Source organism: Saccharomonospora sp. NB11 (assembly GCF_015910535.1).
In the GTDB taxonomy this organism is placed as follows: domain Bacteria; phylum Actinomycetota; class Actinomycetes; order Mycobacteriales; family Pseudonocardiaceae; genus Saccharomonospora.
On sequence record NZ_JACBJG010000001.1, the window covers coordinates 115657 to 138999 of the forward strand.

Sequence of the window (23343 nt, forward strand, 5' to 3'; positions counted from 1 at the left end):
GGCGCTCGGCTGATCGCCCGTGCTGCTCGGGCGATGAGAGAACTCTCATGACGGGCTCATCGAGTCCCCACGCGCGTGGACCACGGTGGACGGGGTGACCCCCAGCGTCTCGAACACCCGCGATCTGACCCTGCTGCTCGGCGACTCCGCAAGCGATCTCGTGAGCACCGTCGTCGCAGCCACCACCGACGGCGTCGCCGACTCCGTGCGCGCGACGTCGGTGACGGTGCGCCCGTCCGGCGACACGGTCGTCCGTTACGCCGTCGCGGTGCGGCGTCGGGATTCCACGACCGTTCCCGAGACGCTCGTCGCCGCGACCGGGAGCCTGGTGCCCGAGGGCGCGGCCGTGGTGGCCGGCGAGCTGGGCGGCGAGTCGGTCGAGGTGGGACTCTGGCGCTGGCCACACGATCCCGCGCTGCCCGCGCTGGCCCGCGCCGTCGACGGAGATCGGCTTCGTGAGGTGCTGGCACACGCGGGAGTCGACGTGCCGTCACCACCCACCGTCACGGTGCGGGCGTACCGGCCAGGCCGACGCGCGGTGCTGGCGATCACGACCGGAGCGACCCGGTGGTTCGCCAAGGTCGTCCCGCCCCGCGAACTCGCCGACCTGCGACGACGCCACGACCTGCTCGCGCCATGCCTCCCGGTGCCGCCGTTGACGGCCACCACCGACGACGGTCTCGCACTCATGCCCGCCCTGCCCGGCACGTCCGGCCGCACGGCACTGCGCGAAGGCCTCCCCGTGCCCGACGCGGCGACACTGGAGAACCTGCTCGACCGCCTCCCCGCCGAGCTTCGGGCACTCGGCCGCGCCCCCGACCACCGCCGACGGGCCCAGCACTACGCGGCTGTCCTCGCGCTGACCGCGGGCGACGACGGCCTACGCGCCGTCGAGCTGGCCGAGCGGATCGCCGAGGCCGAGGTCGGCGATCACCCCGTGGTGGCCGTCCACGGCGACTTCTACGAACACCAGCTCCTTCTCGACGACGGTGCGGTGACGGGCCTGCTCGACGTGGACACGGCCGGGCCGGGACGACGGCTCGACGACTGGGCGACCCTGCTCGCCCATCTCGCGATCACCGACACCGCACCCGCCCGCCGCTGGGCCGCGCACGTTCTCGATCACGTGCGCCACCGTTTCGACCCGGCTCACCTGCGACCTCGGGTCGCCGCCGCCGTGCTCGGACTCGCCACCGGACCGTTTCGGACGCAGCGCCGCGACTGGCGCGAACGCACCCACCGGCGCGTGGCCCTGGCGGAGCAGTGGCTCACCGATTCATGAGAAGCCCCTCATCCGGCTCTCCGGGTCTTCTCACCCCCGTTCGCGACTCTGGATCACGTCAGAGACGAACACCCGAGGAAGGGACACGACATGGCTGCTCGTCCGAACTGGAAGATCCTCACCGTCGGCGCCGCGCTCGCGGGCCTGGGCATCACCGGCACCGGGATCGCCCTGGCCGACAGCGGCGGTGACGACACCGCGAGGGTCCAGCCGATCGAGGTGACCGCCACTCAGACCGCGGACGCCGACCGGGCCGCGACCACGGAGGCGGACCAGGGCATCGAGGGCAAGGCCGGTGCGACCGACCAGGACAGCCCCGACAACACTCCCGACGACGTCACGCCGGACGACAACACCCCGGACAACGACACGCCGGACGACGACACCGCCGACGACACCCCGGACGACAACACGCCCGACGACGACACCGCCGACGACACCCCGGACGACAACTGATCGTCATCTGACGCCGTTCGCCGGACTCGGCTCTCGCGAGCCCGGCGAACGGCCGGTTCAGTCGCGCTCCTCCAGGCGATATCCCATCCCGCGCACCGTGGTGATCCGGTCGGCACCGAGCTTGCGCCGGAGATACCGCACGTACACGTCGACGACGTTCGACCCCGGGTCGAAGTCGTACCCCCACACCCGGCTGAGCAGTTGTTCACGGGAGAGCACCTGCCCCGGATGCCGCAGGAACGTCTCAGCCAAGGCGAACTCACGCGCCGACAGATCGACCGTCTCGCCACCCACGTGCGCGCGTCGAGTTCGGAGATCGAGCTGGAGTCCGCCGTACGACAGCACGGTCGGCTCGCTCCCACGATCGGACACCAACCGCAGTCGGACCCGAGCGAGCAGTTCCTCGAACCGGAACGGCTTGGGCATGTAGTCGTCCGCGCCGCCCTCCAGGCCCGCCACGGTGTCCTGCACGGAGTCCCGGGCCGTCAGGATGATCACCGGGATACCGCAGCGTTCCGCGCGGAGTTTGCGCAGCACCGTGAAACCGTCGAGCCCCGGCAGGCCGATGTCGAGCACCATCAGGTCGAAAGAACCGGTCAGCGCGTACTCGTACGCCCCGTGGCCGTCCTCGACGACGGTCACGGCGAAACCGTTGGCCGTCAGCCCCTTCTCGACGAACGCGGCGATGCGCGGTTCGTCCTCCGCCACCAGGATGCGGCTCATCGTCCTCCCTCACGCCTGTCTCCCCGGCTGTGGTGGCAAGGCCACCACGGGCACCTCGACCGTGAACGTGGCTCCCCGACCCGGCTCGCTGTCCAACGTGACCCGACCACCGTGGGCCGCGGCGATGGCTCGCACGATCGACAGCCCGAGCCCGGCGCCGTCGGACCGGCGAGCGGAGGCTCCCCGGGCGAACCGCTCGAAGATGCGGTCCCGGTCCTCCGCCGACACTCCCGACCCGGAGTCGGCGACACTGAACCGCACCGTCGCACCCGTGTTCTCGGAGGACAGGGCGATCCACCCGCCCTCGTCGGTGTGGCGCACGGCGTTGTCGGCGAGCGCGACCACGGCCTGGGTGATCCGTTGCGGGTCGAGTACGGCATCGACCTCGGCGAGGTGATCGAGCCGCCACTCCCGCTCACCGAGCCCGGTGATCTTGTCGAAGATGGCCGAGGTGAGTGCGGCGACGTCCACATTCTCCGTGCGCAGGAACTCCGGCTGGTCCGACTTCGCGAGCAACAGCAGGTCGGACACCATGCGGTTCATCCGCATCAGCTCGTCCTCCACGAGCGCGAGCGTGGTCGCCACGTCCTCGGGATCGCTCGTGTCCAACAGCTCCAGGTGTCCTCGCACGATGGTGATCGGTGTTCGCAGCTCGTGCCCCGCGTCGTCGACGAACCGACGTTGCTCGACGACGGCGTTCTCCACGCGGTCCAGCATCGCGTTCACCGTGTCGACCAACTCGCCGATCTCGTCACCGGGCCGACGCGACGCCTGCGGAATGCGGCGGGAGAGGTCGGTGTCCGTGATCGACCGCGCCGTCGCGGTGATGTCGCGCAACGGCCGCAGGATGCGCCCAGCGACCACCCAGGCCCCTGCGGCGACGAGCAGCACGGTGACCGCGCCCGCGCTCGCCATGAGGCGCGCGATCTCGTTGACGTCCTCCCGTTCCTGGTCGGCGAAGTACGCGGCGACGATCACGCCCTTCCTCGGGTCGTTCTCCAACCTCACCGGCACGGCGATGTAGCGCACCTCTCCGGCCGCGCTCTCGTACGTCCCTTCCTCCGGCCGGTCGACCGTCGCCACGAGGTCGGTGAAGCGGGAGTCGCCGGCCAGCAACACCGGAGCCTGCTGCCTGCTCTGGTACGCGAACGTGCCGTCGACATAGCCGAGGAACTTCTCATTGGGCCGCGCCAGGTTGTAGGTGATGGCGGTTTCGAGCACCTCGTCGACACCGGCGAATGCGTGCCCCGTGGCCGGGTCGATGCCGCTGCGCGTGAGGGTGCTGAATTCCTCGATCTCGCTGCGCAACGCCTCGTCCATGCGCGCGTCGACGTCGTCCAGCGACAGCCGCCAGGTCACGAGCGTCAGCACGGCCAGTGCGCAGAGCACCAGCAACAGCATCCAGCCGATGATGCGGGTCCGGGCAGTCGACGGCGCACGACGTCGGCGTGTGCCGACGGGTTCAGCGCCTGCGTGGCGCGCGGTGGCGGACGCCATCAGTCGTCGTCCGCATCGTCGTCATCGTCGTCATCGAAGTCGTCGCGGTCGTCGACGTCGTCGAGCGCGGGCGGCGGCCCGACCATCCCGTCATCGTCGTCATCGTCGTCGTCATCGTCGTCGGGCTCACCGGAGTTCGGGGACGACGGCACCCCGCCGGGAGAGACCACGGGGGTACTGACGGTGATCGGTTCGGGCAGCGGTGGCGCGGGAGCGGGCCGCGTCCACAACACGATCGCGAGCACCGCGCCGACGGCGAGCACGGCCGACGCGATGACCAGCGGACGTTTCACCCGCCCGAGTCTAGGGAGTGCACGATTGCTCGACGGTGAGACGACGATGAGAACGTTCTCATGCGCCACCTCACGCGCGCCGCATCCGACGTCCAGCACGTCACGCGACCAGCGACTTTCCAGCGACTCGGATTGACGTACAACCAGTTGGTTGTACGATGGGAGTTGTGAGCGAGATCGACGACGAGGATCGGGCCGACGCCCTTTTCCACGCACTCGCCGACCGCACCCGACGCGACATCATGCGCAGGGTGCTCGCCGGGGAACACTCGATCTCGGCACTCGCGGCGAAGTACGACATGAGCTTCGCCGCGGTTCAGAAACACGTCGCCGTCCTGGAGAAGGCCGGTCTGCTCGTCAAACGACGACAGGGTCGTGAGCAACTGGCCAGCGGCGACGTCACGGCGGTGCGGTCGGTGGCGTCCATGCTCAAGGAGCTGGAGGACCTCTGGCGAGGCCGGATCGCGCGCATCGACGAACTGATCGCCGTGGACGACACGACCCTCGACGAGGAGGACCGATCATGCCCGTCATCGACACCCAGCACGACGTCGACAACCGAACCCTGACGATCACCGCCGAGTTCGCCGCCCCCGTGACACGAGTCTGGCAGGTCTACGCCGACCCGCGTCAGCTCGAAAAGGTGTGGGGCCCTCCGGAGTACCCGGCGACGGTCGTGGACCACGACCTCACCCCGGGTGGCCGGGTCACCTACTACATGACCGGTCCCGAGGGCGACAAGCACTTCGGGTACTGGAACGTCACGGCCGTCGACGAACCCCGCTCCTTCTCCTTCGAGGACGGCTTCGCCGACGAGAACTTCGAACCCAACCCGGACCTGCCCGTCTCGACGAACGGCTACACGTTCACCGAACACGACGGCCGCACACGCGCCACCTACGTGGCCCGTTACGAGACCGCCGAAGCACTTCAGACGGTGTTGGAGATGGGCATGGTCGAGGGCGCGACCGGCGCGATCAACCAGATCGACGAGCTGCTCACCTCGTAAGACACCGCAGGATCAACGGGACACGACCGGCCGTACGACGCGGGCCGTGCCCCGTCGATTGATCGGCCGCGTGGGTCGCACCTCTATCGTGGGCGGGGAGGTGACGACCGATGTCGCTACACGGGTCCACGCTCGCCGGAGGCAGGCGCCATTCGATCGGTCTGCGTTCGGACGGCACGGTCGTCGCCACCGGAGACGGTTCCGCCGGCGAATGCGACGTCCTCTCGTGGCAGAACGTCGTCGCGGTCGCCGCCGGGAACGTCCACGCAGCGCGGAACACCGGCAAGTCCCACACCGTCGGGTTGCGCGCCGACGGGACCGTGGTGGCGACGGGCTGGAACGGCCATGGACAGTGCGAGGTGGACGACTGGCGAGAGATCGTCGCCATCGCCGCGGCCTGGCGCCGCACCCTCGGGGTGCGCGCCGACGGGACCGTGGTGGCAGCCGGAAGCGACGCCGAGCGGCAGTGCGACGTCGCCGCCTGGCGCGAGATCGTCCACCTCGCCGCCGGTGACTGGCATTCCGCCGGCATCCGGGCGGACGGCACGGCGGTCGCCGTGGGCAACAACCGGTACGGACAGTGCGACGTCGACGAGTGGCGCAACCTCGTCGGCATCACGGCGGGCTACCTGCACACGGTTGCGGTGACCACCGACGGCACCGTCGTGGCGGCAGGGCGGAGCGACTCGGGCGCGTGCGAAATCGGCGCGTGGGCGGACGTCGTGTCGGTGGCCGCGGGAAGCCATCACACGCTCGGGCTGCTCTCCGACGGCCGAGTCCGTGCGGCGGGAGCCAACGACCACGGCCAGTGCGACGTGCACGAGTGGCGCGACATCGTCGCGGTCGCGGCGGGTTCCGCCCACACGCTGGGCCTGCGCGTCGACGGCACCGTCCTCGCCACAGGCGACGGAACGAACGGCCAGTGCGACGTCGACGGCTGGCTCAGCATCCGATCACCGGGCCGTGGGTCGCGACACCGACCACAGGGACGGGAGTAGCCTCCTCGCAGGCCACTGACCGTGCGGCCACAGTCGGTCCTCCCGACTCGCCAGGGAGTCCACGAGACCGCTGATGATCGCGGCACTCGCGGCGATCTCTCGCGCGTGGAAGTCGCGGACCACGTCCGCGGCGTAGTGCCGACAGCGCCGACCGCTAGACGTTGAAGCGGAACTCCCCCGGTTCCCGGGGCCCCGCAACGTCAGCGCGCGTCCACTCGGCGAGGCGAGAGGCGGCTTCGGCGTAACCCAGCGATCCTGTCGACACACCGACGACCAGGTCGTAGGCCGCGTCCTCCGGTGCGTCCAGGTCGACTCCGTTGAGTCCGTAGAACGTGAACGCGGCCATCCACCCCAGTCGTTTGTTGCCGTCGACCAACGGATGGTTCCGGACGATCGACTCCAGGAGCACGGCGGCCTTCTCGTGCAACGTCGGATAGGCGTCCTGCGCCATCACCGACGACTTCGGTCGATGAGCCGCCGAGTCGAGCAGCCCGACGTCTCGAACCTCCAGCACACCCAGGTCGCCCGCGAGAACCAGTAGATCCTCCAGGGTGAGGTACTCGACTCTCACTGGGCGAGCCGGTCGAGCAGCGCGGCATAGCGAGCACGGCCTTCCCGAGACAGCGCGCGTACCCGGTCGTCGCGAACACGCCGGGCCGCGGCCTCGGTGATCGCACGTGCGACCGCCTCCTGCTTGCTGACGCCTTCCGCCTCGGCGAGCAGGGCGAGGGCCCGCTCCTGTTCTTCGGTCAGCCGGAGTGTCATCGCCATAGCCGCAATGATACCGCTCTGGTATCAAGCGGCGAAGACATCGGTGCAGGTCGCCGCAGGGAGGCCCGGCTTCAGGGCGCCGACCGCTACACGTTGAAGCGGAACTCCACCGCTTTCCGGCACGAAGCAACCTCTGAGCAGCTGACAGCCGCGCAGAACCGTCGTACGCGACCGGGCACTCTGGTCTGTTTCAATAGAGGCCATGAACCTCGAACCGACGCATCCTTTGACGCGCGTCCCGTTCCCTTTGAAGGGCAAGTCCGCTGTCGTGACCGGGGTCAGCCGCCGCGCGGGGATCGGGTACGCCATCGCATGCAGACTCGCCGCGTACGGGGCCAACGTGTTCTGTCACCACTTCTCCCCACATGATGCCGAGCAGGAGTGGGGCAGCGACGACATCACCGCTGTCCTCGACGGCGTTCGATCACACGCCGTGGGCGATGCACGCGTTGCTGACCTCCACGCCGATCTGGCTGACCCAAACGCCGCCGAGCAGGTGATCGACGCAGCCGTGGGCGAGTTCGGCCACGTCGATGCATTGGTCTGCAATCAAGCGCTAACAGGATCCGACGGCCCCATCGGTGAGTTGAGTGCCGCGGATCTCGACCGACACTGGGCAGTCGACGCGCGCGCATCGATTCTGCTCACCCAGTCCTTCGCTACACATCACTCCCCAGGGAGTCCGGCGTCAATCGTCTTCCTCACATCAGGCCAGGACCTTGGCCCGATGCCCGGCGAAGTCGCATACGCGGCAGCCAAGTCCGCGATCGCCGGAGTCACGACGACGATCGCCGATCAACTCGCCGATGACAACATTCGGGTCAACACGATCAATCCAGGCCCCGTCGACACTGGTTATCTCACCGACGACATGTGGCAGTTCGTCAAGCCCATGTTCCCGTTCGGGCGATACGGACAGCCGGATGACCCGGCGCGCCTCATCGCGTGGCTCGTAACCGACGAGGCATCGTGGCTCACAGGCCAGATCATCAATACCGAGGGTGGGTTCGGACGCTGGCGTCCCCGCGGAAGCTGAACTCCGAAGAGAATCTATCTAGCCTTTTTTGACTTCTCCCGGGGAGGCTCATAGACCGCGCCCAGACCAACGGCTGCCAGAGCTACGACAAAAGCCCCAACCACTCCGGTCACAAGAATAATCAACCAGAACAGCACTGCAGTGTCTTGGATCGCGATCGCGATAGAAACTAGTCCATAAACGATGGCCCCGCCTACGAGCGCAATGAAGATCAGCGCCGCAACGTTGCCCGCATTGAGCTTACGAGTCGGACGGTGCGTCTCTCGTTCCTTGAGCAATTGCGCCTCACTCGCGATAAGCATGTCCATGTGCGTGAGTGCATCCGGAACGTCCTCCAGCTTCTGTCGGATGTCCGCGTGCAAAGCAATCCTCTTCGCAAGTCAGCCGCTAATCTCGCCCCGTAACAGTGGGCCCACGACAACGGTCAGAACAGCAACCGAGATTGCGCTCCATAACTGGATCACATGCGCTCCAGACGTTAGACCAGAACCTGGCTATACATTGAACCTGAACTCCACCACGTCGCCGTCCTCCATGACGTAGTCCTTGCCCTCCATGCGGACCTTGCCCGCGCTCCGGGCAGCCGCCATCGACCCGGCTTCCACCAGATCGTCGAAGGACACGACCTCGGCCTTGATGAAGCCGCGCTCGAAGTCGGTGTGGATCACGCCCGCGGCCTGGGGCGCCGTCGCGCCCTGCGGAATGGTCCAGGCGCGGGCCTCCTTCGGCCCGGCCGTGAGGTAGGTCTGCAACCCGAGGGTGTGGAACCCGGCGCGGGCGAGCGCGTGCAAACCCGGTTCCTGCTGGCCGACCGACTCCAGCAGCTCCCGCACGGCCTCCTCGTCGTCCAGCTCCAGCAACTCCGACTCGACCTTCGCGTCGAGGAACACGGCGTCGGCGGGCTCCACGAGCTTGGCGAGTTCCGCACGACGGGCCTCGTCGGTGAGCACGGGCTCGTCGGCGTTGAAGACGTACAGGAACGGCTTGGCCGTGAGCAGGCTGAGTTCGCGAAGACCGTCGAGGTCGACCTCGTTCTGCGCGGAGAACAACGTCCGACCGGAGTCGAGGATCGCCTTCGCGCGCTGCGCGTTCTCCAGCTCGGGCCGCTTGTCCTTCTTGGTGCGCGCTTCCTTCTCCAGCCGCACCAGCGCCTTGTCGAGCGTCTGCAGGTCGGCGAGGATCAGCTCGGTGTTGATCGTCTCGATGTCCGACATCGGGTCGACCCGACCGTCGACGTGCGTGACGTCCGGGTCGTCGAAGACCCGGATGACCTGGCAGATCGCGTTGGCCTCACGGATGTTGGCGAGGAATTTGTTGCCCAGGCCCGCACCTTCGGACGCACCCTTGACGATGCCCGCGATGTCGACGAACGACACGGTGGCCGGGACCGTCTTCGCCGAGCCGAAGATCTCGGCCAGCTTGTCCAGCCGCGGGTCCGGCAACGGGACCACGCCGACGTTCGGTTCGATCGTCGCGAACGGGTAGTTCGCCGACAACACGTCGTTGCGGGTCAGCGCGTTGAAGAGGGTGGACTTGCCGACGTTGGGCAGGCCGACGATGCCAAGGGTCAGACTCACGACTCGCCAGTGTACGGGTCGAGTTCGCGGAGCGGGTCAGTCGTCCCCACCGCCGTCGTCACCTTCGCCGCCCTGACCGTCCTCGTCGTCCCCGACGTCGTTGCCGGGGCCGTTCTCCTCCTGCTGGTTCTCCTGCTGTTGTCGCTCCTGCTGCTGGTCGTTCTGGTAACCGCCACCGCCGTCGCGCGTGTCGTCGCACGCGGTGGCGGCGAAGCCGGAGGCGACCAGGGCCACGGCAGCCGCCGTACCGGCCAGCGCCCTCCGCAGCGGACCTCGACGCGTGCGTTCGGTCATACGTCCGACGGTAGGGGCGCCTGGGGCACCCCGCAGTGCGGCTCCTGCACGCGTCTTGCGGTCACCTGCACGCATGTCGGCGTCGTGCGGCGCGGACACGCGTGCACAACTCGCGGACACGCCGCCGTGTCCGATTTCCGCCAGTCGGGGCGCGTGCCAGGTGGGACGATCGCAGCATGACGCACGTCGAGACGGCCGGCTCCGGACTGTGGAGGGACACCGAGCGCTGCTATCGCGCGGTGGCGTCTCGGGACGCGCGGTTCGACGGCCAGTTCGTCACGGCTGTCCGCACCACACGCATCTACTGCAGGCCGTCGTGCCCGGCCTTGACCCCGAAGCGCCAGAACGTGGAGTTCTTCCCCACGGCCGCCGCAGCGCAGTCGCGGGGATATCGCGCGTGCAAGCGGTGTCTGCCGGACGCGGTGCCGGGCTCGCCGGAGTGGGACGTGCGAGCCGACCTCGCCGCGCGGGCGATGCGCCTCATCGCCGAGGGCACGGTCGAACGGGAGGGCGTTCCCGGGCTCGCCCGCCGACTCGGCTACTCGGAACGGCATCTGACCCGGGTGCTGACGGCCGAGCTCGGCGCGGGCCCCCTCGCCCTCGCGCGCGCCCACCGCGCGCATTCGGCCCGCATCCTCATCGAGAGATCGCCCCTGCCCCTCACCGACGTCGCCTTCGCCTCCGGTTTCGCCAGCGTCCGACAGTTCAACGACACGATCCGCGACACCTTCGCCGCCACCCCGACCGAGCTCCGCGCCACGGCAGCACGGCGTGGGCGTGGCCCGAGGACCGACACGGCGGCGCCGACCACGGGAACCCGATTGTGCTTGCGGCTGCCGTTCCGCACACCGTTCGACGCCTCCGGTGTTTTCGACTACCTGACAGCCCGTGCCGTCAACGGGGTGGAACGCATCGACTCCGGCGGGTACCGCAGGACGCTGCGTCTCCCCCACGGTCCCGCACTGGTGCGCGTGCTGCCACACCCGAACCACGTGGAGTGCGTCGTCACGCTCACCGACGTCCGGGACTTGGCGGGCGTCGTCTCGCGAGTGCGTCGCCTGTGGGACCTCGACGCCGATCCCGAGGCAGTGGTCGACTGCCTGTCGCGTGATCCGGTGCTGGCACCGTGGGTGGCCAAGGCACCGGGCATCCGCGTGCCGGGCGCGGTCGACGGCGCGGAGCTGGTGCTGCGCACCGTGCTCGGACAGCAGGTGTCGGTGGCGGCGGCGCGCACGGCCACGACCCGCCTCGTCGCCGAGCTGGGCGAGCCGGTGACGATCGCCTCGCCGGACGACCCGGCTCGTTTGTTCCCCTCGCCGACCTCGGTGGCGGAACACGGCGGTGAGGTGCTGACCGGCCCTCGACGGCGAATCGCCACGGTCCGCGCGGTCGCCGCCGCTCTGGCCGCGGGTGACCTCGACGTTCACGTCGGCCGCGACGCGCACGACCTGCGGCGCGACCTACTCAACTTACCCGGGATCGGCCCCTGGACGGCCGACTACGTGCTCCTGCGGCTGCTCGGCCGCCCCGACCTGTTGCTCAGCACCGACCGGGCACTGCAACGGGGCGCTCACGTCGTGGGCCTCGACCCTGAGCACCTCGTCGACCACGCCCACCGGTGGCGACCGTGGCGTTCGTACGCCGGCATGTATCTCTGGCTCGCGAGCAGCACCCCCCGTCCCGCACCGACGAGAAAGGACGACGCGTGATCGCTCACTGGTCCACACAGGACACCCCGTTCGGGGCCTTCACCACCGTGACCGACCACGAGGGTGCCGTGTTGGCTTCCGGCTGGACTTCCGACGTGGCGACGCTGACCGCGCTGATCGCCACCCCGCTCAGACCGACGGAGCTGAGACACCACACCGACCTGGGAGCCGCCACCAAGTCGGTCCGCCGCTATCACGACGGCGAACTCACCGCCGTCGACGAGATCCCGGTGCGGCAACGCTCGGGCGCATTCCTGGAACACGCCTGGGATGTGTTGCGCACGGTGCCCGCCGGCCATCCCGTGACGTACGCCGAGTTCGCGGCCCGTGCCGGGCGTCCTGCCGCTGTCCGCGCGGCAGCGGCAGCGTGTGCCCGTAACGCCGCAGCACTGTTCGTGCCCTGCCATCGGGTTCTGCGCACGGACGGCTCCCTCGGGGGCTTCCGATGGGGCCTGGACGTGAAGCGTCGGCTGCTCGACCACGAGTCATCCCCCGGTCACGAGTTCTGACCCCGTCCGCGCCTTCCGCACCCGTAGCCGCGTGGGGATGCGCTGACGCAGTTCGTCCACATGGGACACCAGGCCGACTACTCGGCCACCGGCGCGCAACTCGTCGAGCACCCCCATGACGACGTCCAGCGTCTCGTTGTCGAGAGTCCCGAACCCTTCGTCGACGAACAGCGTGTCGAGCAACGACCCACCCGTCTCGGCCGCGACCACGTCGGCCAACCCCAACGCGAGCGACAACGAGGCAATGAACGACTCCCCACCGGACAGCGTCTTCGACGAGCGAATCTGTCCCGAGTAGTCGTCGAGGACGTCGAGACCGAGACCGTGTCCACCGCGGACACGGAGGCGTTCCTCCTGATCGGCGTGGACGAACGAGTAACGCCCCTGGCTCATCGAGCGCAGGCGGGCGCTCGCGGCGACGGCGACCTCCTCCAGTCGTGCCGCGAGCACATACGACCTCAACGACATGCGTCGGCTGTTTTGTCCCTGACCGTTGAAGACGTCCGTCAGGGCGTTCAGCTCCGCGAACTCCTCTTCCGCCGGTTCGAGTTCGGCGAGAGCGGTACCCAGCTCACCCGCCAATCTGCGCACGTCGTCGGCGGTCCGCTCGGAGGCCCGTAGAGCGGCGACCGCGGCTTCGGCCCGTTCCCTCGCCTGGCGCTCCGCCTCCTCCGCCGAGGCCAGGTCGACGTCCTCGTCGCCGGACAATCCCGCGAGTTCGGGTTCGGCGAGCACTCCCGCGGCGGCGGCGTGCTCGTCGGCCGCCTTCCTCAACAGCTCGTCCAGCTCGGCAATGCGCTCCGGCGACCGCGCCGCCGCCAACGCGCCCTCGGGCGTCTCGTACCCGGCCCTGGCGGCGGCCTCGACCAGCGCACGCCGCCGCTCCTCCTGCTGCTGCCGCGCCACCGCAACGGCACTGCGGGCGTCGGCGAGCCGATCCAACGCTCGCCCGAGAGTCAGCAGGTGATCGCGCCGCGTTTCGACGTCGGGGAACTCCCCTCGCGCCGCGTCGAGTACACGCTCTCGTTCCTCGACGCTGCGAGCCAGAACGGCCCGTTCCGCCGTGTTCTCGTGCCGAGACCGTTCGAGGGCGTTCAGCTCGTCGACCAGTCGTTGTTCCTCCTCCTGGGCAGCGCGCACGGCCGCGGCCAAGGAGGACGACCGCTGCGCGCGCTCGGCGAGCTGCGCCCGCTCGGTCCGCACCCGCGACAACTCCTCCGCCACGTCGTCGACACCGCGATCGCCGACCCGCTCGACTGCGACGTCTCGCTGCCGCTCCGCCTCGTACCGGGCACGTCGGGCCGCTTCCCGACGCTGATCGGCCTCGACCTCGTGTTCAGCCGCCGCCCGTTCGGCCTCCTCGCTCACCGCGTCGTCCGTCGTGACAGCCGGAGCCGGATGGCTCTGCGAGCCGCAGACAGGGCACCCCTCACCGTCCACGAGTCCCCGCGCCAGCTCGGCCGCCATGCCTGCGAGCCGCCGTTCGCGGAGGTCGAGCAGAGCGCTGCGAGCCTCGTTGTGCGCCTCGGTCGCCGCGAGTTCGGCTTCGCGGGCCTCGGTGACGGCGCGTTCGAGTTCGGGAAGCGCTTCCGCGGCACGCAGCAGCACGACCAACTCCGACTCACGCGCCTCGACGCCACTCAGCTTCGCCTCCGCCTCGATGGCGGACTCTCGCTCGGCGATCAGCTCGGCGACCCGCTCGGGCAATCCGTCCAACTTGGACCGCACGACCGCGATGCGTTCGGCGTCGTACGAAATCGCCTCGTCGAGGTGTTCCACTCGGCGCCGCTCGACCTCCTGCCGCTGCGCCTGCTCGACCAGCTCGGCGAGTCCCCCCGCCTTCTCACGGAGCTCTCCGGCTCGCTGCCGCACGCTCTCCACGTCCAGCTCGACCTCGGCGAATCCGAGTGCGCGACATTCCGACTCGGCGAGCATCTCCTCGGCCCTGACCCGCTCGTACTCCGCTTCGTCGGCCTGTGCCCCCGCAGCCAACTCCGCCACCGTGACGACCTGCCGGGCCGACTCCAGTTCGGTACGCCATTGGTCCCGCTGAGGTGCGTCCCGCTCCCACTCGGCGAGCCGCGCCCGCGCCGCCCTCACCCGGCGAACGCGCTCGGCCGCCGTCCGACACTCGTCGAGCCGCTTCCGAACGTCGTCCCACGCAATGCGCGCGTCGTTCTCGCGCTCCCTCGCCGTGGCGACGTCCGCCTCGGCGCTCGACCTGTGGGCTCCCGCCCACTCACGGTCGGGCTGGTCCGGAACCTCGACCCCGGCGACCTCCGCCAGCCGCGCCGCCCACTCGCGCACACCTGCTCGACGGGCATCGAGTTCCGCCCGCCGAGCCCTCCGGCGCGAGCTGAACCAGTTCTCCACGGCGGCGAACCGTTCGGTGCCGAAGAGTCGTTCGAGCAGCTCGGCGCGCTCCTTCGTGTCCGAACGGAGGAACCGGGCGAACTCGCCCTGAGGTAGAAGGACGACCTGGAAGAACTGGTGCGCGTTCATCCCCAGTAGCCGTTCGACGACGCGCGCCACCTCGTCGCTACGGGTGACCGCCTCCGCCGTACCCCCGTCCGGAGGAGGAGTGAGCCAGGTCAAAGACGCCTTCGCTTGCTGTTTCGTGTAGCCGGTGCCCCGTCGCTTCGGCCGCTCGTACTCGGGACTGCGTGCGACACGCAACCGATGCCCCTGCACGGTGAAGTCGAGAACCACCTCCGTGGGCTGGTCCGGCTGCGCGAGGTCACACCGCAGTCGGCGGACATCGCCCCTCGCCCCGGGTACCGTGCCGAAGAGCGCGAACGCCACCGCGTCGAGCAACGTCGTCTTGCCCGCTCCGGTGTCTCCGTGCAGGAGGAACAGCCCGTCCGCCCCGAGGACGTCGAAGTCGACCACCTGTCGGGTGGCGTACGGGCCGAACGCGCACACCTCCAGCCTGTGCAGCCTCATCGCAGGACCTCCTCGGGGTCGACGTCAGCCCTGCCGGCCGCTTCCAATGCCTCGACGAGCAACGCCCGTTCCCGTTCGGTCGGCTCGGCACCACGACAGTCGGCCAGGAAGTTCTCGGCGATCTCCAAGTCGGTACGGCCCCGTACCGCCTCCGAGTACCGCAACGCGGCACCCGCACCCCCTTCCGGCTCCCAGTCGAGGTGGACGGCGTGGGGGAACCGCGCACGTAGTCTTCGCATCGCGTCCACCGGTCGCACCGGATCGGTGAGCGTGACCGACAGGTAACACTCGGCGAGATCGGCGTGCTCGGGCTTCTCCACCAGGTCGTCGAGTCGCCCTCGTGCGGTTGCCAGTGGTCGCGGCACAGGCAGTTCCACACGATCAACGCCTGCCAGGCCACGCGCGTCGAGATCGACGAGCCACACCGACTTCCGAGACGTCTCGGAGAACGAGTACGCGAGCGGACTTCCCGAATAGCGTAGGTGCTCGGCCAGTCGTTGCGGGCCGTGCAGATGACCGAGCGCGACATAGTCCACACCGTCGAAGACGGACGCGGGAACCTGCTCGACCCCGCCCACCGCGATGGTGCGCTCCGACTCGCTGCCCACCCCACCCGTGACGAAGGCGTGCGCCAACACCACGGACCGAACGCCCGTCCCACGCTCCTCCAGATCGGCCCGGACCCGGCGCATCGCCTCCCCGAGGACTCCGGTGTGCCCACGCGCGTCCGGCGCCCCGAGGGCGAGCCGTGCCGCATCGGGTTCGAGATACGGGATGCCGTAGAACGCCACAATTCCGTGTTCGTCCTCCAACAGCACCGGCCGGTCGATCGCGTCGATGGTCGTCCGCAGGTGCAGACCACCCGCCGCGGCGAAGTCCGCGAAGGCTCCGAGCCGTGCGGCGGAGTCGTGGTTCCCCGGTGTGATCACCAGTTGCGCGCCGGCTTCCCGCAGCCTCCGCAGCGCCGACGTCGCCACGCGAACCGCTTCGGCGGACGGCACCGCGCGGTCGTAGACGTCGCCTGCCACGACGACGACGTCGACGGAGTATCGCTCGACCAGCTCGGCGAGGTGGGCGAGGACGGCGTCCTGGTCGGCAAGGAGGTCGGCACCGTGAAAGGTCCGGCCCACGTGCCAGTCGGAGGTGTGGAGCAATCGCACGCCGACACGCTAAGCCCCACGACCGACGGAGCGGTACGGACTCCCCACGACATCACTCGAACGTGTGTTCGAATTGCTGGAACGCTGATCTCCGTCCCGTTTTCCGTCATGATGAGGAAACGGCACAGCGCCGAGGGAATCGGACGAACTCCGTGACCCCGGAGCAGTCGTCACGGTCGCGGTGATCTCGACCCGGAAATCGACGGTTCGAGATCGTGTCACCGCGCCGCAACACCGTCAGCGCCGTCGTCGCGGCGCCGTCAGTCGACTGGGGAAGGACGGACACACCGGTGGGCTCCACCATTCTCGCAACCGCCGCTGTCGCGGCGGCGCTCCTGCTCGGCGTGGTCGTGGCCATGTTGTGGAGGCTCTACCAGGACAGCCTGCGCAGGGTCGACGCGGCCGCGCGACAGATCGAGGCCGAACGACACAAGGTCGACGCCCAACAGGCCGCGCTCCGCCGCTACGAGGTCGCGTTCGCCTCGATCAGCGGACGGGGCGAGCTCGGTGAGCAGGTGTTGATCGAGACCGCCCGAGCGCTCGGACTACGGGAGGGGTTGCACTTCACCGTGCAGACCGACGTCGCCGGGGGCGGCGCGGCCAAACCGGACCTGCTGCTGACCGTCGGAGGTGGACGAACGGTGCCGGTCGACGCCAAGGCCAGCCTCGCGTGCTGGGCCGAGGCCGTGGAGACCGACGATCCCGAGGAACGTCTCGACGCGCTGCGAGTACACGTGCGCAATCTGCGATCGCGTGCCGCAGAACTGGCCGGGAAGAACTATCAACGGTGGGCCGACGCCATCTACGGCACCGTGATGTTCGTACCGTCCGATGCGGCAGTGGTGGCAGCCCTCGACACCGATCCCGAGTTGTTGCGGTGGCTGTTGGACCGTCGAATCTTCCTGTGCGGACCGACGGGATTCGCTGTCGTGGCCTCGGCGGCATTGTTCGCCGCGACCGAGCGCACCCTCGTCGAGGACGTCGAGAAGGTCCGATCCCAGGCGGCGGCAGCCCACCGCGCCGCGGGCAACGCGGTGGAGGCGTTGAACTTGTCGAGCACGCACCTGCAGCGGTTCCTCTCGGCCCGAAGGCGCGAGATCGAAGCGCTCGACAGCTTCCGTGCCCAGGTGTCGCCTCTGACCGACGCGGCGGCCAGTCCATCCCCCGTGCCGGAGATCCGGCGGACCGACGAGATGTCGGCGACATGAGCATGGGGGCCGGGTTTATTGTTGTCGATCATGATTCACGCGCTCCCCACGAACCCGCCCACAGAGCGGGTGAATCGTCGCACTTGCCCCAATGGCACGGCTTGCGCGGACTTTCTCCAGCACGCTTTACCGGCGGGTCACGTGTTTTCCGAACGCACGGGATACGGTGTTGACTCGTGACCGCCATTCGTGACCGCCGTAGTGCCGCGGAGAGCGCCGAGACGGAGACGGACGCGTTTCCCTGGGACGAACGCTCCGTCCTGAGTTCCCGACGAGGAATTCCGTGGTGGAGTGCCGCACTCCTGACGTTCGGGCTGTCACTCGTCGGCGCGTTCATCGATCAGTTCGCCACCGACAGCCCCCCGACGATCTTCTACGTGTGTTATGTCGTCAGCGCGCTCGGGGCGATCGTCGCAGTGCAGCGGAAGAGCCTTTTCGGCCCCATGGTGCAACCGCCGCTGGCGATGGCGGTGGCGGTCCCGGTGGTCGTGCTCACCGCGTCGGGCCCCTCCGATAAAGACGACTTGCTGTCGAACGCGTTGGCGATCGGTAAGCCCTTGATCGAGGGCTTCCCGCTGATGGCGGGCACCACGGCGGCGACGGTACTGATCGGCGTCCTTCGGATCGTGAAGCAGCGCGCCCCGCGCACCACCACGACGGCCGAGAAGTCGGAGAAGGTCGACAAGGCCGAGAAGCCGAAGGCACAGGCCAGCATGTCCGACGGCGACATGGACCCCGACGACAAGACCCGACCGGTGATCGGGCTTGCGGAGAAGACCGAGAAGGCGGACGACAGTCGCCCCCGTCGGCGGCCGACCCGTCCCTCGGGGGAACCGACACCCCCGGAGCGGCGCGCCTCGTCACGGAACGAGGCCGGCGCACCTCCGGCACGGAGGCGGCCACGTCCCGACGCGGACGCTCCGAAAGCTGGTCAGGAGGACGCTCCGCCGGCCCGGCGGCGTCCCGGTCCCCCGCCGGAGCGGGGAGAGAAGCGACGTCGCGGCGAGGGGCGTCCCCAGCCGCCTGCCGGGCGGGAACGGCGGGTGCCGCCTCCAGCGCGGGGCGAGGACGCGCGCGGCGACCAGCCGCCGCGGGGACGGCAACCCGGCCGACCTCGACGTGACGTGCCGCGGTCCGATCCGCGTGGTGGGAACCCTCGCGGAGGCAACCCGCGTGGCAACCCTCCGCCTCGTCGGGGGCGGCCCTGGGACGACGAGCGTCCCTGACCGCCCCTCAGGTCGGCGAGCCCGAGGTCACCTGACGCCGCTGCGAGCCTTCTCGTCCCGCAGCTCACGCGGCAGGGCGAACGTGATCTTCTCGTTCGCGGTGGTGACTTCCTGGACGTCCTTCCACCCGCGCTCGGCGAGGTAATCCAGCAGCTCCAGCACGAGCACGTCCGGCACGGAGGCGCCACTGGTGACACCGACCGTCTCCACGCCCTGCAGCCACTGCTCGTCGACCTCGCGCGCGTAGTCGATCAGGTGCGCGTCCTTGGCTCCTGCCTGAAGTGCGACCTCGACGAGACGCTTCGAGTTCGACGAGTTCCGCGACCCCACCACGAGCACGAGGTCGCACTCGGCGGCCATGGCCTTCACGGCGAACTGACGGTTCGACGTCGCGTAACAAATGTCGTCACTCGGCGGGTCGGCCAGCTCGGGGAATCGCTCCTTGAGCTGCTCCACCCGCTCCATGGTCTCGTCGACGCTGAGCGTGGTCTGGGACAGCCACACGACCTTGGAGGGGTCGCGCACGGTGACCTTCTCGACGTCCTCGGGAGTGTCCACGAGCTGCACCCGGTCGGGCGCCTCGCCGGACGTGCCCTCGACCTCCTCGTGCCCCTCGTGACCGATGAGCAGGATGTCGTAGTCGTCGCGGGCGAAGCGGTTGACCTCCTTGTGCACCTTCGTCACCAACGGGCAGGTGGCGTCGATGGTGCGCAGGTTGCGCCGAGCGGCCTCCTCGTGCACCGCCGGTGACACACCGTGCGCGGAGAAGACCACGAGAGCACCCTCGGGCACCTCGGACGTCTCGTCGACGAAGATGACACCGCGCTCGCGCAGCGTCTCGACTACGTGCTTGTTGTGCACGATCTCCTTGCGGACGTAGACGGGAGCGCCGTACTTCTCGAGGGCCTTCTCCACCGTGACGACCGCCCTGTCCACACCGGCGCAGTAGCCGCGGGGCTTGGCCAGCAGGACGCGCTTGCCGTTGGGGGCGGGGCTCGATGCAGTCATGGCAACCAGGGTACGGGAGGCCGTTCGGCGCCCGCCGTGGACGATCTTGTGGGACGACCGACACGCTCCGGACGCATCCGTTTGGGCCGAACGAGGCCGGTGCGGCAGGCTAGACGTATGAAACATGTCCCGTTCCCGCTCCGGGTAGCCGCCGGCCTGGCCGTCACCACGGTCGAGCGGGTGCGTGGGTTGCCCAAACAGCTCGTCGAACTGCCCGTCACAGTGGCGAGTCAGGCGCTGCAACTGACCATGCGCGTGCAGCAGGAGATCACCGAACTGGCGATCAAGGGCGACGACGCGCTGTCGTCGTTCCGTCGCCCGGAGGAGACGCCCGAGTGGGCGACCTTCGACGAGGACCTCGACGACGACGTCACCGATGTCACCGACACCGCCCGGCAACAGGACGCCCCCGCCGCGCGGACCGGTCGGGACGACGCCGACGCGCCCGCCGCGCGGACCGGCAACGGCTCGGTCCCCGGGTTCGCGACCGACCGCACGTCGCAGGACCTCGGGGTGGCCGACCCATGGGCGGAGGAGGAACTCGCGCTCGCCGAGAACCACACGGAGGGCGAGTTCGACAGTCCCGCCACGACCGCCGCTCCCGGAGGGCTGGAGAACTACGACGAGCTGACGCTGCCCCGGGTGCGGGCGCGCCTCCGCTCGCTGTCGCTGCCCCAGTTGGAGGAGCTGCTCGCCTACGAGCGGCAACACCAGAACCGTCCGTCGTTCGTCGGGATGCTGACCCGGCGGATCGCCAACGTGCGGCAGGCCGAGGACACCGCGGATGGTGAGTGACAGCACCGAACGGTCCCGCACGAGTACCCCCGCCTCCACCGCCGAGTCCCCGTGGCCGGTCCGGACGGTGGCCCGCAAGATCGCCGACTGGATCCACCGGCTCGGAGCAGTCTGGGTGGAGGGGCAGGTCACGCAGATCTCGGCCCGTCCCGGCACCCAGACGTCGTTCGTGACGCTGCGGGACCCCGCTGCGGACGTCTCGATGACGGTCACCTGTCCGGCGCGGCTGCTCCGCGAGTGCGAGCCGCCGTTGCGCGACGGCGCCAGCGTGGTCGTACACGCTCGGCCGACGTTCTTCCTGGGTCGGGGAACGCTCAGTCTGCGTGCCGACGAGATCCGACCGGTGGGCATCGGTGAGTTGCTCGCCCGTATCGAACGGCTCCGCAAGCTCCTGGCTGCCGAGGGCCTGTTCGCGCCCGAACGCAAGCGTCCGTTGCCGTTCCTGCCGAAGGGCATCGGGTTGATCACGGGTCGCGCCTCCGCGGCGGAGCACGACGTGCTCGTCAACGCGCAGGCGCGATGGCCCGCGGCGCGGTTCCGGGTGCTGAACACCGCGGTGCAGGGCGCCAGGGCCGTGCCGCAGATCGTGCGGGCGCTGTCGACGCTCGACGCGGACCCCGACATCGACGTCATCGTCATCGCGCGCGGCGGTGGGAGCGTGGAGGATCTGCTGCCGTTCTCCGACGAGACGTTGTGCCGGGCGGTGGCGGCCGCGGGCACGCCCGTGGTGAGCGCGATCGGGCACGAACCGGACTCGCCGCTGCTCGACCTCGTCGCCGACCGACGCTGTTCGACGCCGACCGACGCGGGCAAGACCGTCGTGCCGGATGTCGCCGAGGAGACTGCACGCGTCCATCAGCTCCGCGACCGGGCGAGGCGGGCCCTGCACGGCTGGGTGGACACGCAGTGCCGTCTGCTGGACCAGATCCGCAGCAGGCCGTCGCTCGCCGACCCGTTCGGGCCGATCGAACGCCGTGAGGCGGAGGTCGAGACCCACCTCGAGCGCGGTCGGAGGGCGATCCTGACGACCCTGACCCACGAGCAGTCCGCGCTCGCGTCCGCGAGGGCTCGCCTTGCCGCTCTCGGACCGTCCGCCACGCTCGAACGCGGGTACGCGGTCGTGCAGTACACCGACGACGAGGGCACGCTACGGGTCCTCCGCTCGGTCACCGACGTGGCCGACGGCGCGCCGCTGCGGGTGCGACTGGCCGACGGCGCCGTGCACGCGGTCGTGCGCGAACCCGAGGGCTGAACCGACCGACGTCCAGAGCCGACCACAACCGATCCGACGACACGAGACGAGCGACGTGAGCGAACCGAACGACGACCTGAAGGACCTCGGCTACGAGGAGGCCCGGGACCAGCTCATCGAGGTGGTGAAGGGTCTGGAGGCGGGCGGGCTGTCCCTGGAGGAGTCCCTCGCGCTGTGGGAGCGGGGCGAGCAGCTCGCTCGGCTGTGCGAGCGGCACCTCGACGGCGCTCGCGAGCGCATCGAGGCCGCGCTGGCTACCGTGGAGAACACCGACGCCGAGGACACCGCCGAGGACGCGGCCGACGCGGATCGGTGAGACGCGCGACGCCGGTCGCAGCGCACGAGACGGGCAGGCGAACCAGCGGCGACGCGCCTGGTGAGCCCCGGTTTCCGCCCGCACCGGCGCACGTGTCGAGTCGACGCCGCAACGCGTGATCTCGGTGACAGAAGCGCGGCAAGGCATGGGCGTGACGTGCGTTCGATGCCTTACTCAAGGTCAGGAAGCGTCGATCGACACCATCGGGAGGCACCATGACCGTCGCCAGCCAGCCAGCACGCAACCCGCGTCGAGGTGAGGCCCCGGACCGCAACCTCGCGATGGAGCTCGTCCGGGTCACCGAGGCGGCGGCGATGGCCGCGGGTCGGTGGGTCGGCAAGGGCGACAAGAACGGTGGCGACGGAGCGGCCGTCGACGCCATGCGCCAGCTCATCGGGACCGTGTCCATGCGGGGCGTCGTCGTCATCGGCGAGGGTGAGAAGGACGAGGCGCCGATGCTGTTCAACGGCGAGGAGGTCGGCAACGGCGACGGCCCGGAGTGCGACGTCGCGGTCGACCCGATCGACGGCACCACGCTGATGTCGAAGGGCATGCCGAACGCGCTCGCCGTGCTGGCGGTGGCCGAACGGGGCGCGATGTTCGACCCGTCGGCCGTGTTCTACATGGAAAAGCTCGCCGTGGGTCCGGAGGCCGCGGGCACCGTCGACCTGTCGGCACCGATCGCGGAGAACATCCGCAGGGTCGCGAAGGCCAAGCACAGCAGCGTGTCCGACGTGACGGTGTGCATCCTCGACCGGCCCCGGCACGAGCAGATCGTCAAGGAGGTCCGCGAGGCGGGCGCGCGTATCCGGTTCATCAGCGACGGTGACGTCGCGGGTGCCATCGCGGCGGCCCGACCCACCACGGGCGTCGACCTGCTGTTGGGCATCGGCGGCACCCCGGAGGGCATCATCGCGGCGTGCGCCATGAAGTGCCTCGGCGGTGAGTTGCAGGGACGGCTGTGGCCGAAGGACGACGCGGAACGGCAGAAGGCGCTCGACGCCGGACACGACCTCGACCGGATCCTGACGACGGACGACCTCGTACGCGGGGACAACGTCTTCTTCTGCGCCACGGGCGTGACCGACGGCGACCTGTTGCGCGGCGTGCACTACCGGTCCGGCGGGGCGACGACGCAGTCGATCGTGATGCGGTCGAAGTCGGGCACCGTCCGCATGATCGACGGCTACCACCGGCTCACGAAGCTGCGCCACTACTCGTCGATCGACTTCGACGGCGCCGGCGACGACGAGGTCCCGCCGCTTCCCTGACGAGCGGGCG

Annotated in this window: 25 protein-coding genes; 14 read left to right on the forward strand and 11 right to left on the reverse strand. The window is 69.5% G+C overall.

What is annotated here, in order from left to right; all coding sequences use genetic code 11:
• The first annotated feature begins 94 nt into the window (after positions 1 to 94).
• Both JAV51_RS00505 and JAV51_RS00510 read left to right on the forward strand, forming a co-directional pair.
• Positions 95 to 1282, forward strand: a complete 1188-nt coding sequence (locus JAV51_RS00505; protein ID WP_307845696.1) for an aminoglycoside phosphotransferase family protein — start codon at positions 95 to 97, stop codon at positions 1280 to 1282.
• Between the two features lie 90 nt (positions 1283 to 1372).
• Positions 1373 to 1738 (forward strand): hypothetical protein, encoded by a 366-nt coding sequence (locus tag JAV51_RS00510; protein WP_197318584.1) that lies wholly within the window; start codon positions 1373 to 1375, stop codon positions 1736 to 1738.
• A 57-nt stretch (positions 1739 to 1795) separates the two neighbouring features.
• Here JAV51_RS00510 and JAV51_RS00515 read toward each other — a convergent pair whose 3' ends face one another.
• The 3 genes from JAV51_RS00515 to JAV51_RS00525 form a co-directional block, all read right to left on the reverse strand.
• Positions 1796 to 2461, reverse strand: a complete 666-nt coding sequence (locus JAV51_RS00515) for a response regulator transcription factor (protein WP_197318585.1) — start codon at positions 2459 to 2461, stop codon at positions 1796 to 1798.
• 9 nt (positions 2462 to 2470) lie between these two features.
• On the reverse strand, positions 2471 to 3862 hold the full coding sequence (locus JAV51_RS00520; RefSeq protein ID WP_231641035.1) for a cell wall metabolism sensor histidine kinase WalK: 1392 nt from the start codon (positions 3860 to 3862) through the stop codon (positions 2471 to 2473).
• A gap of 95 nt (positions 3863 to 3957) precedes the next feature.
• Positions 3958 to 4251 (reverse strand): hypothetical protein, encoded by a 294-nt coding sequence (locus JAV51_RS00525; protein WP_197318587.1) that lies wholly within the window; start codon positions 4249 to 4251, stop codon positions 3958 to 3960.
• Positions 4252 to 4409: 158 nt separating this feature from the next.
• Between JAV51_RS00525 and JAV51_RS00530 the strand changes: the two genes are divergently transcribed.
• The 3 genes from JAV51_RS00530 to JAV51_RS00540 all read left to right on the forward strand — a co-directional run bounded on the left by JAV51_RS00530 (position 4410) and on the right by JAV51_RS00540 (position 6258).
• A complete protein-coding gene (locus tag JAV51_RS00530; RefSeq protein ID WP_197318588.1) occupies positions 4410 to 4820 on the forward strand; it encodes a helix-turn-helix transcriptional regulator in 411 nt (136 codons plus the stop codon).
• On the forward strand, positions 4775 to 5260 hold the full coding sequence (locus tag JAV51_RS00535) for an SRPBCC domain-containing protein (RefSeq protein WP_197318589.1): 486 nt from the start codon (positions 4775 to 4777) through the stop codon (positions 5258 to 5260). The genes JAV51_RS00530 and JAV51_RS00535 overlap by 46 nt, the downstream gene beginning before the upstream one ends.
• A gap of 110 nt (positions 5261 to 5370) precedes the next feature.
• The gene (locus tag JAV51_RS00540; protein WP_197318590.1) at positions 5371 to 6258 is read left to right on the forward strand and encodes a chromosome condensation regulator; all 888 of its coding nucleotides are present in this window, start codon (positions 5371 to 5373) and stop codon (positions 6256 to 6258) included.
• Between the two features lie 154 nt (positions 6259 to 6412).
• On the opposite strand, the gene JAV51_RS00545 is transcribed toward JAV51_RS00540, so the two are convergent.
• Together JAV51_RS00545 and JAV51_RS00550 are read right to left on the reverse strand one after the other, a co-directional pair.
• Positions 6413 to 6829: a type II toxin-antitoxin system death-on-curing family toxin gene (locus tag JAV51_RS00545; RefSeq protein ID WP_197318591.1), complete on the reverse strand. Its 417-nt coding sequence runs from the start codon at positions 6827 to 6829 to the stop codon at positions 6413 to 6415.
• Entirely contained in the window at positions 6826 to 7029 is a 204-nt protein-coding gene (locus JAV51_RS00550; protein ID WP_005440862.1) for a ribbon-helix-helix protein, CopG family, read from the reverse strand. The genes JAV51_RS00545 and JAV51_RS00550 overlap by 4 nt, the downstream gene beginning before the upstream one ends.
• A 202-nt stretch (positions 7030 to 7231) precedes the next feature.
• On the opposite strand from JAV51_RS00550, the gene JAV51_RS00555 reads away from it, so the two are divergent.
• Positions 7232 to 8065 carry an SDR family oxidoreductase gene (locus JAV51_RS00555; RefSeq protein WP_037294454.1) on the forward strand — a complete coding sequence of 278 codons (834 nt, stop codon included), beginning with the start codon at positions 7232 to 7234 and terminating at the stop codon, positions 8063 to 8065.
• Between the two features lie 14 nt (positions 8066 to 8079).
• Here the strand turns inward: JAV51_RS00555 and JAV51_RS00560 are convergent, their stop codons facing one another.
• From JAV51_RS00560 to JAV51_RS00570, 3 genes are all read right to left on the reverse strand, one after another.
• Positions 8080 to 8373 carry a hypothetical protein gene (locus tag JAV51_RS00560; RefSeq protein ID WP_141630110.1) on the reverse strand — a complete coding sequence of 98 codons (294 nt, stop codon included), beginning with the start codon at positions 8371 to 8373 and terminating at the stop codon, positions 8080 to 8082.
• 186 nt (positions 8374 to 8559) lie between these two features.
• Positions 8560 to 9642, reverse strand: a complete 1083-nt coding sequence (ychF, locus tag JAV51_RS00565; protein WP_197318592.1) for a redox-regulated ATPase YchF — start codon at positions 9640 to 9642, stop codon at positions 8560 to 8562.
• A gap of 36 nt (positions 9643 to 9678) precedes the next feature.
• Positions 9679 to 9936 (reverse strand): hypothetical protein, encoded by a 258-nt coding sequence (locus tag JAV51_RS00570; RefSeq protein WP_197318593.1) that lies wholly within the window; start codon positions 9934 to 9936, stop codon positions 9679 to 9681.
• A 176-nt stretch (positions 9937 to 10112) separates the two neighbouring features.
• Between JAV51_RS00570 and JAV51_RS00575 the strand changes: the two genes are divergently transcribed.
• Entirely contained in the window at positions 10113 to 11645 is a 1533-nt protein-coding gene (locus tag JAV51_RS00575) for a DNA-3-methyladenine glycosylase 2 family protein (RefSeq protein WP_304611061.1), read from the forward strand.
• Positions 11642 to 12154, forward strand: coding sequence for a methylated-DNA--[protein]-cysteine S-methyltransferase (locus tag JAV51_RS00580; protein WP_197318594.1), 513 nt, complete (start codon positions 11642 to 11644; stop codon positions 12152 to 12154). Before JAV51_RS00575 ends, JAV51_RS00580 begins: the two co-directional genes overlap by 4 nt.
• Here JAV51_RS00580 and JAV51_RS00585 read toward each other — a convergent pair.
• Positions 12131 to 15097, reverse strand: a complete 2967-nt coding sequence (locus JAV51_RS00585) for an AAA family ATPase (RefSeq protein WP_197318595.1) — start codon at positions 15095 to 15097, stop codon at positions 12131 to 12133. The two genes, JAV51_RS00580 and JAV51_RS00585, sit on opposite strands and share 24 nt — an antisense overlap.
• On the reverse strand, positions 15094 to 16257 hold the full coding sequence (locus tag JAV51_RS00590) for an exonuclease SbcCD subunit D (RefSeq protein WP_197318596.1): 1164 nt from the start codon (positions 16255 to 16257) through the stop codon (positions 15094 to 15096). Before JAV51_RS00590 ends, JAV51_RS00585 begins: the two co-directional genes overlap by 4 nt.
• 290 nt (positions 16258 to 16547) lie before the next feature.
• Here JAV51_RS00590 and rmuC point away from each other — a divergent pair, with 290 nt between their 5' ends.
• Positions 16548 to 17465: a DNA recombination protein RmuC gene (gene rmuC, locus JAV51_RS00595; RefSeq protein WP_197318597.1), complete on the forward strand. Its 918-nt coding sequence runs from the start codon at positions 16548 to 16550 to the stop codon at positions 17463 to 17465.
• Positions 17466 to 17641: 176 nt separating this feature from the next.
• Positions 17642 to 18691, forward strand: a complete 1050-nt coding sequence (locus JAV51_RS00600; RefSeq protein WP_197318598.1) for a DUF6542 domain-containing protein — start codon at positions 17642 to 17644, stop codon at positions 18689 to 18691.
• A 27-nt stretch (positions 18692 to 18718) separates the two neighbouring features.
• Here the strand turns inward: JAV51_RS00600 and JAV51_RS00605 are convergent, their stop codons facing one another.
• The gene (locus tag JAV51_RS00605; RefSeq protein ID WP_197318599.1) at positions 18719 to 19699 is read right to left on the reverse strand and encodes a 4-hydroxy-3-methylbut-2-enyl diphosphate reductase; all 981 of its coding nucleotides are present in this window, start codon (positions 19697 to 19699) and stop codon (positions 18719 to 18721) included.
• A gap of 117 nt (positions 19700 to 19816) precedes the next feature.
• Between JAV51_RS00605 and JAV51_RS00610 the strand changes: the two genes are divergently transcribed.
• The 4 genes from JAV51_RS00610 (at position 19817) to glpX (ending at position 23333) form a co-directional block, all read left to right on the forward strand.
• A complete protein-coding gene (locus tag JAV51_RS00610) occupies positions 19817 to 20494 on the forward strand; it encodes a lipid droplet-associated protein (RefSeq protein WP_197318600.1) in 678 nt (225 codons plus the stop codon).
• Positions 20484 to 21746, forward strand: a complete 1263-nt coding sequence (gene xseA / locus JAV51_RS00615; protein ID WP_197318601.1) for an exodeoxyribonuclease VII large subunit — start codon at positions 20484 to 20486, stop codon at positions 21744 to 21746. The genes JAV51_RS00610 and xseA overlap by 11 nt, the downstream gene beginning before the upstream one ends.
• A gap of 55 nt (positions 21747 to 21801) precedes the next feature.
• A complete protein-coding gene (locus JAV51_RS00620; protein WP_197318602.1) occupies positions 21802 to 22062 on the forward strand; it encodes an exodeoxyribonuclease VII small subunit in 261 nt (86 codons plus the stop codon).
• 215 nt (positions 22063 to 22277) lie between these two features.
• Positions 22278 to 23333: a class II fructose-bisphosphatase gene (glpX, locus tag JAV51_RS00625; protein WP_197318603.1), complete on the forward strand. Its 1056-nt coding sequence runs from the start codon at positions 22278 to 22280 to the stop codon at positions 23331 to 23333.
• Positions 23334 to 23343: the final 10 nt, after the last annotated feature.

Excerpts from the sequence above, each read along its gene's own strand:
- JAV51_RS00510 (WP_197318584.1), top strand. The coding sequence starts at position 1,373 with ATGGCTGCTCGTCCGAACTGGAAGATCCTCACCGTCGGCGCCGCGCTC.
- JAV51_RS00515 (WP_197318585.1), bottom strand. The coding sequence starts at position 2,461 with ATGAGCCGCATCCTGGTGGCGGAGGACGAACCGCGCATCGCCGCGTTC.
- JAV51_RS00520 (WP_231641035.1), bottom strand. The coding sequence starts at position 3,862 with ATGCTGTTGCTGGTGCTCTGCGCACTGGCCGTGCTGACGCTCGTGACC.
- JAV51_RS00530 (WP_197318588.1), top strand. The coding sequence starts at position 4,410 with ATGGGAGTTGTGAGCGAGATCGACGACGAGGATCGGGCCGACGCCCTT.
- JAV51_RS00535 (WP_197318589.1), top strand. The coding sequence starts at position 4,775 with ATGCCCGTCATCGACACCCAGCACGACGTCGACAACCGAACCCTGACG.
- JAV51_RS00540 (WP_197318590.1), top strand. The coding sequence starts at position 5,371 with ATGTCGCTACACGGGTCCACGCTCGCCGGAGGCAGGCGCCATTCGATC.
- JAV51_RS00550 (WP_005440862.1), bottom strand. The coding sequence starts at position 7,029 with ATGGCGATGACACTCCGGCTGACCGAAGAACAGGAGCGGGCCCTCGCC.
- JAV51_RS00555 (WP_037294454.1), top strand. The coding sequence starts at position 7,232 with ATGAACCTCGAACCGACGCATCCTTTGACGCGCGTCCCGTTCCCTTTG.
- JAV51_RS00560 (WP_141630110.1), bottom strand. The coding sequence starts at position 8,373 with ATGGACATGCTTATCGCGAGTGAGGCGCAATTGCTCAAGGAACGAGAG.
- JAV51_RS00570 (WP_197318593.1), bottom strand. The coding sequence starts at position 9,936 with ATGACCGAACGCACGCGTCGAGGTCCGCTGCGGAGGGCGCTGGCCGGT.
- JAV51_RS00575 (WP_304611061.1), top strand. The coding sequence starts at position 10,113 with ATGACGCACGTCGAGACGGCCGGCTCCGGACTGTGGAGGGACACCGAG.
- JAV51_RS00585 (WP_197318595.1), bottom strand. The coding sequence starts at position 15,097 with ATGAGGCTGCACAGGCTGGAGGTGTGCGCGTTCGGCCCGTACGCCACC.
- JAV51_RS00605 (WP_197318599.1), bottom strand. The coding sequence starts at position 19,699 with ATGACTGCATCGAGCCCCGCCCCCAACGGCAAGCGCGTCCTGCTGGCC.
- JAV51_RS00610 (WP_197318600.1), top strand. The coding sequence starts at position 19,817 with ATGAAACATGTCCCGTTCCCGCTCCGGGTAGCCGCCGGCCTGGCCGTC.
- xseA (WP_197318601.1), top strand. The coding sequence starts at position 20,484 with ATGGTGAGTGACAGCACCGAACGGTCCCGCACGAGTACCCCCGCCTCC.
- glpX (WP_197318603.1), top strand. The coding sequence starts at position 22,278 with ATGACCGTCGCCAGCCAGCCAGCACGCAACCCGCGTCGAGGTGAGGCC.